Raw genomic sequence first — 7,338 nt, forward strand, 5'->3', positions numbered from 1 at the left:
TCATCGAGCCTCCTCGAAGGAGGACTGGATGATCTTCTCTTCAGTTAACTCCTCGCGCCGCAGATTGGCGACGATATGTCCCCCCTTGAAAACATAGATGTGATCGCAATTGTCGAGCTCCTCCGTTTCTGTCGTGTACCAGACGAAGGTCCTGCCCTTGCGCGCTTCTTGCCGAATCAACTCATAGACCTCGAGTTTCGTACCAATGTCGACGCCGCGCATGGGATCATCCATCAGGATGATGTCTGCGTCCGAACCGAGCGCGCGTGCAAAGAGCGCCTTTTGCTGGTTGCCGCCGGAAAGGGAGAGAATATTGTTGTTGAGATCGGGTGTGCGGATGTTGATCCTCTTTTGCCACACTTGCGCGAGTTCCGCTTCCTTCTTGGCTGAAATCAGCAATCCCTTGCGCAGCCGCGAAAGCGAGCGAATGCCAATATTTTTAGCAATCGACCATTGTGGAAAAATGCCATCCGACTGCCTGTCGCCTGCTACAAGGGCGACTGGCGCCGTCACTTCGACTCTCGTCTTCCGACGCCGGCTCGCCGCCCTATAGATGTCAAGCAGGAGATCGGTCTGACCGTGTCCTGCAAGGCCTGCAAGACCGATGATTTCCCCCGCATGCGCTATGAGCTCTGTGCCATCACGTTGCCGCGCCGCCCGAGCTCTCACCCGAAGCGCGCCAACCGCCATTTCGTCGGCTTGAACTTCGGCTGTAACCTTCTCGCGGCGCTCCGCGCCGCCCATAGTCGCGACCAGCCTGTCGCGGTCAAAGGCTTTCGCACTATCCGCAGCAACGACCTTGCCGTCGCGCATAACCACGATGCGATCGGCATTCTGCAACACTTCGCCGAGCACGTGGGAAATTAAGATGCAGCTACCGCCGCCGGCTACGAAACGGCGGACGAAGGCAAGCAGTTGTCCGGCAGTGTGCGCATCGAGCGAGGACGTCGGTTCATCCAGAATGACGAGGTTAAGCGGATTCTCGGAAACGGTAAAAGCGCGCGCGACTTCCACCATCTGTCGCCGGCCGAGGGAAAGATCCGAGACGATATCCGATGCGTCGATGCCGTGATCGGGAAAAATCTCGTCCAGTTTGGCACCGATCAGTGCGGCGGCGCGACGATGCCAGCCAAATCCCCGCAGCGACGGGTGATTGATGCGGGTATTTTCCGCCACGGAAAGATTAGGGCACAGCGACAACTCCTGAAACACACAGCGTATTCCAAGGTTCTTGCCGCGGCCGACGGTATAGTTATCCTCCGCGATATCGGAGATTACTATTCCACCTCGATCCAGTTGCATCGTTCCGACGACCATGTGCACCAAGGTCGACTTTCCGGCACCATTATGGCCGACAAGCCCGACGCATTCGCCTCGTCCAACGGCAAAGTCTACTCCATCCAAAGCGCGAACGGCGCCGAAATGCTTTTCGGCGTCGTGCAGCTTGATGAAGGTGTTGCGATTGTCAGCCAGCACCGGGATATCCGAAGGCCTCATAATAGATGGCAAAGATCAAAACTGCTCCATCACTTGATGTTCGCCTTGATCGCTTTGATGGCATCTTCCTGTGAATATTCCTTGCTAGCGACGCCGCCGACCGGGATGTCTGGAAGATACTTTTCAAAGTCATCCTGGGTAAAGGCGAGATAGGGAACGAGTAGGTCGTGCGGTATATCCTTGCGGCCATCGAGGACCTGTTGGGCCACCCAGAAAGCCAATGTCGATACGCCAGGGGCAATCGACGCGGACCATGTCCTATAGCCGTCCTTCGCTTTCTGCTCCTTCCAGTATTCCAGCTCGTCCTGGCGATTACCCATGATGATCGTCGGGCGCGGCTTGCCGGCGGCAGCAAAGGCCTGCGCAGCGCCATAGCCGTCGCCGCCCTGAGTGACGACGCCGACAATATCTGGCAATGACGGCAGTACAGTTGCGACCGCCTTCTGCGCCGTGGTCTGATCCCAGTTGCCTGTCACCGAGTTGACGATCTTGAATTGCGGATTGGCCTTGACGCCCTCTTCCAAGCCCTTGTGGATGGCGGCGTCGATCGAGGTGCCGGCAAGGCCGCGGATCTCAAGCAGATTGCCGCCATCCGGATGAATCGCCTTCATCTGCACGATTTCTTGTTTGCCCATGTCCTCGAAGTCGACGACCACCCTATAGGCGCAGGGTTCGGTCACGATGCCGTCGAACGATACCACCACGATGCCAGCGTCACAGGCCTGCTTGATTGCGCCATTCAAGGCATCGGGCGAGGCCGCGTCTATGACGATGGCGTCATAGCCTTGCAGGATGAGGTTCTGGATCTGGGCTGCTTGCGTCGGCACTTCCTGGTCCGCAGTAGTGAAGACATCGGCGGCAGCGACGACCTTGTCGGCAACGGCCTTCTTGGTGACGATGTCGTAGCTCTTCAGCATCGCCTGCCGCCAGGAGTTGCCAGCATAGTTATTGGAAAAGGCGATCTTCTTGCCGCTGGTATCGGCAAGAGCCGTGCCGGAAGCAAGCGTAGCGGCAAGCACACCAAGAATGAATAATTTACCCATTTCGATCCTCCCTTGAGTAATTGACTTCTCTCAATTTCCTTCAGCCATCGGCTCCTCTTCCGATTTTTCGCGATCAGCGATGCTAAAGGCACCCTCGTCCCGGATCAATTGGTACACCCATTCGCCGGTTTTCCTGCTCAGAACCGTCTCAAACCCGATACGCGCATCTCAGCCGAGATTGAGAACTCAACGGTAATATACAGGCTCTTCAGGTCGTCGTCACCGAATGCGAAATCACGTAAAGTTGCGGCGCGTGGAACACGTCGAGGACGTTGCTCATAGGACTTGAGACGTGAATGCCGTCAGGACCGCAGCAATAGTTCTACTCTCCGGCTCTGACAGCTCGCCATGCAGCGCGACCCCGCCTCAATCAGAACACCGCACTACGCATGTGATCACCGGCAGAAGGTCCCAATTTTAATCTCCCGCGTCATCGCCTTCGCGACAGTACTCATCGGCTCCCTCATCTCGCCTCGTCGCCATGGATGCGAATGCTCCGAGTTACGTTTTGGGCGCACCGCTCGCGACGATCACAGTCCTGCGCATTATCGGCTTCGTGACCACCTGCCTTTTGAATGGCTATCGCCAGGGAACTAGCACTGTTTATGAGGTTGAGAACACGACCGCGAATATGGCGGCCCAGAAAAGAGCAGACATTTCGGCGGCCAACAAAAAGCCAATAGCTCTATCACTCATGGGGATTCTCCTCCGGCTACCTCCAGTACCCAAGCGCTACTATAATGGGGAATAAACTTTTCACTACCCAGTCACTCGGAAAAGTTCACTAAGGCGGCGGATCATCCGACAACAGCCGGAAATTTGCGATGAAGATGTCCAATTATCAGGCCGATCCGAAAAGCCGAAGTCCGCCCCATACGCAGTCACAACCGTGTTTGGCAGAGTATCAGTGAAACATAGCAGGATGAGGTGAGAACAAGCGGGCGAAATCAACCTTGCCAGTCGCTGGAAGCTCATCGTCACCCGCGCTACGTTTTTTATGTCTTCGGTATGGACAGGTGGTGACGGGTGCAGTTGAACGGATCCGAACCGGCACCCCGACATTACTGGAGGTAGGCAATTCCTTTAAAATATGGCTACCTGGTACCACCAAAGTCGGCTAAGGCCAATTTAATGCCGCGTAGACTTCGCAAGCCGGCGCTCTATCAGCAAGCTGATGTGGGACATGTAGAAACAGAAGAAGAAGTAAATCAGCCCAGCAAATAAGTATGCTTCGGCGTAGTAGGGGCGCCAAGTGATATCGAGGACCGCAGTTCGCGTCGTATTCAGAAGATCGAAGAGCCCGACGATGATAACAAGCGTAGTATCTTTGAAGACCTCGATAAAGGTATTGACCAAGGGCGGGATGACAATCCGAAAGGCCTGAGGAAGCACGATGAGAAACGTCGTCTTCCAGTATCCCAGACCCAGGGAAGATGCTGCCTCAAACTGGCCTCTTGGAACGAGCTGGAGTCCGCCTCGAAAGACCTCGGCAATATAAGCGGCGGTAAACAAAACGATCGCGATCATTGCCCTTTCGAGGCCGCCGATTACCATGCCGGCTGGCAAAAACAACGGAAGCATGATTGACGACATGAACAGGACCGTAATGAGAGGCACGCCGCGTATCGTCTCAATGTAGATTGTGCAGATCGTCCGTAGCGATCGGGGCGCTGGGAGGCCGCTAGGTCAAGTTTCGCTAGAGCAGCACATGGAACGGCGTGAGAACGCGCGGATAAAGGCACTGAAGCTAAGAATCGCGCTGAGGATCGCGACCGTCGCTCCGGCAGGCCAGTAATGGTGCTGCTTCGAGGAGGCGGAACGACGCTACGCGGCGTGCCACAATGATCTCAGCGGGAAAGTCTCGACACTTTCCCGATTGAAACATCGCTATGGCGTCGCGGCGCGCCCGAGACGCGCCGCTTCGAGATTGGGAGCCGACGGAATGGCATCAGGCGCCAGCGGTTTGCGTATGCGTTGCAAGTTGCTCTTCGTGGTTGTTGAACAGCACGTGGACGGTATCGTGGCCTGTCGGCGCGTAGTTCTGCAGCGTGGCGACCACATGGGTTTCCGAGCCGGTGTTGATGCTGATCTTCGTCGAATTGGTTGCGGTATCGACCGCTGCCGTCATCGACGCGACAGCACTTGCCTCGGTCATGCCCGGATGTTCGCCGACCAGCGCGTTCAGCAGGTTCGAAACATCCAGCTTGTCGCCCTCTCCCTTCGGGCTGAAGTCGGTGATGACGTCAGCCATGTTGAGGTTGTGCAGAGCCTGGGCATCGAGCACGAAGGTATCCGCGCCCGCGCCGCCGGTCATGGTGTAGCCGCCACCGCTCGTCAGCGTGTCGTTGCCGTCGGTGCCGTAGAGGTGGCCGACACCGCTGAAGTTGATCTCGGCATAGTCACCATCATGACCGAGCGAGAAGTCGCTGGCCGAGTAGTCGCCGGTGAGACCGATGGTAGCGGTGTGGGTACCGTCGGTGACGGTCAGCACGCCACCAGTCTTGGCCGCATTTTCCGCAAAGGAGAAGCTGGCGGTCGCGGCAGAGATATCGCCGAACCGCAGCGCATCATTGGCGTCAAGGCCGGCGATCGTACCCGTGAAGGCCGCCGCGTGGTCGATGGTGATGGTGGCCTGGGCGTCCGTGCTCAGCGTGATCCCCTCGCTGAACGAGCCGCCGATTTCGAGGCTGGCATGACCCGACAACAGCGCTGTGCCGCTGCCGCTGACACTGCCCTCGAGATTGATGTTGCCGCCGTTCGCCCACAGTAGGCCGTCATTGACGACGCTGCTGTGTATGTCGAGGCCGCCGGTCCCGGTCGCCTCCAGCGTGCCGGTGTTGTTCACCGCGTTGACACCGGTGTCGATGACGAGCGCGTGGCTGCCGTCGGCAATGATTGTGCCTTCGTTGACCAGCGTCAGGTGACCGTCGCCGAGCTGGCCTGCACCGGAGATGGTGTTGTCAACGTTGGTCAGCGTGACATTGTCACCGCTTCCGAAGATGACGTTGGCCGCATCGTCGGACAGCGTCACCGTGCCGCCGCCGGTCAGGGTGAGGCTGTGCTGCACGATTTCGAAGGCCGTCTCGCTGCCGGTGGAGCCGAGATGGATGCTGCCGGTGTTGTCGAGCGTGCCGCTGAACGGCATCAACGCGCCGTCGTTGAGCACCATGTCGCCGGTATTATGCGTCACCACGGCCTCGCTGAACAGGAAGTCGTCCGCGGTAAGAGCCGCGGCGCTGACGCCCGCCAAGGTGATGGTCTCGCCATCGCCGAGCGTGATGACGGCATTGCCCGACGCGTCGGTCGACAAATGGGCCTGAACGTCCGCGAAGCTATTGAAGCCCGCGAAGCCTATCAGATCGATCTTGTCATGCGCCGTATCGAAGTTATGCACGACATCGGCGCCGATAGTGTTTGCAAAGACTAGCGTGTCGTTGCCGCTTGATGCGGTCAGCGTATCGTCGCCCGACCAGGCGAAGATCGGCGAACCCTTGGTATAGGCTTCGACGTTGTCGGCCACAGTCGCGATGCCAGTCGAGCCGTCCGCATTGGTCCAGGTCTCGGTGACCTGCAGAACAAGCGCACCGGTGGCGCCATCGGGCGAGGTGACCGTCAGCGACGACGGATCGTTCGTCCACACAGACCAGGTACCATCGGCATTATGCGTGCCTTCGCTGAGCACCCAGCCTACCGGCACTCCCGCAATGCTCATGGTCACCGCACCGACGTGATTTGACGGATCGGCAAGGGCGAGGTTGATGGCCTCGCCGGAGACACCGGCCGGCTTGAATGTCAACAGGTTGCTGTTTGTCCCGGCGTTGCCGGCAAGATCGGTATAGCTACTCCCCGAGACTGAGGCAGACTTCCAGCCGTTGTTCCAGTTGAGAATATTCGCCGTGTAGATGTCCTGGCCGGAGGCATTCACGCCAACATGCTTGAAGTTGTAGAGTAAGTAATTGCTATCCTGCGTAACGTCATTGATGTTGAACCCAGACACTGCCTCGCTGAAGGTGAAGGTCATCACGCCGCTGTTCTGCGTAATGACAAGTGTCGGCGCCGTCGTATCGATCTTGATATCATAGGCGCCGCTCGGCGATAGCGGGCTGGTGGTGCCCGCATCCGTGAGCGAGGCCCGGAAGTTATAAGTCGATCCGTTCGTCAGCGTCGGGGTGGTAATATCGACATACCCATTGCTGATATTGGTCGACGTTAGCATGACGGCCGTGCCGAGTGCGCTCGTGCCGTTATAGAGCTGCACCGTATCACCGCTGACAGCACCGGTTCCAGTCAGGCTTACGCGAATACCAAGATTGGTGTCATCCGTAACCGCACCGTCAGCCAGGTTGCCTTGGATCGGCCCAACATTGTCGGTGACACGGCTGATGCTCGGTGCCAATACCGCCTCGTTGGTGCCGTGGATGGTTACAACAATATCCTGTGAAGCTGTTCCGTCTGCGGACGCTACGGTCAGCTTATCCGTAACCGTCGCCCCCCCGTTCAATGCCTGCACATTCGAGGCAGAGTTGTTGAGCGTGTAGCCCCAAACACCGGTCGTGGCGTTAAACGTGAACGTGCCGTAGGTGCCAGTCAGCGATGCTGGTATCTGGAAATGGCTCTGGCCATTGTCCACGTCTGCAACCGTCAGCACACCATTGGCCGTCAACTGGCCATCCTCGGTGACCGAGCCGGTCGCCGAGCCCGAGATCGAGGCGGCATCGTTCGTGCCGTTGACTGTCACCACGACCGTCTGGGTGGTGATACCGCCCTGGCCGTCGCTCACCTGAACCGTGAAGCTTTC

Annotated in this window: 3 protein-coding genes and 1 pseudogene; all 4 read right to left on the reverse strand. The window is 57.9% G+C overall.

From position 1 onward, the window contains the following. Complete coding sequence (locus K290_RS0128260) at window positions 1-1,473, reverse strand: ATP-binding cassette domain-containing protein (protein WP_037136484.1); 1,473 nt, start codon at window positions 1,471-1,473, stop codon at window positions 1-3. A gap of 53 nt (window positions 1,474-1,526) precedes the next feature. Continuing rightward, on the reverse strand, window positions 1,527-2,540 hold the full coding sequence (locus K290_RS0128265; protein WP_028754924.1) for a substrate-binding domain-containing protein: 1,014 nt from the start codon (window positions 2,538-2,540) through the stop codon (window positions 1,527-1,529). 1,128 nt (window positions 2,541-3,668) lie between these two features. Further along, window positions 3,669-4,196 (reverse strand): annotated as a pseudogene (locus K290_RS35225) (amino acid ABC transporter permease); the annotation flags it as partial. A 292-nt stretch (window positions 4,197-4,488) separates the two neighbouring features. Next, on the reverse strand, window positions 4,489-7,338 hold a 2,850-nt coding region (locus K290_RS35230), incomplete at its 5' end, for a beta strand repeat-containing protein (protein ID WP_154668690.1).

Origin of the sequence: Rhizobium leucaenae USDA 9039 (assembly GCF_000426285.1) — a bacterium.
In the GTDB taxonomy this organism is placed as follows: domain Bacteria; phylum Pseudomonadota; class Alphaproteobacteria; order Rhizobiales; family Rhizobiaceae; genus Rhizobium; species Rhizobium leucaenae.

Bases quoted from the DNA above. Each gene is read 5' to 3' on its own strand.
- K290_RS0128265 (WP_028754924.1), bottom strand. From the start codon at position 2,540: ATGGGTAAATTATTCATTCTTGGTGTGCTTGCCGCTACGCTTGCTTCC.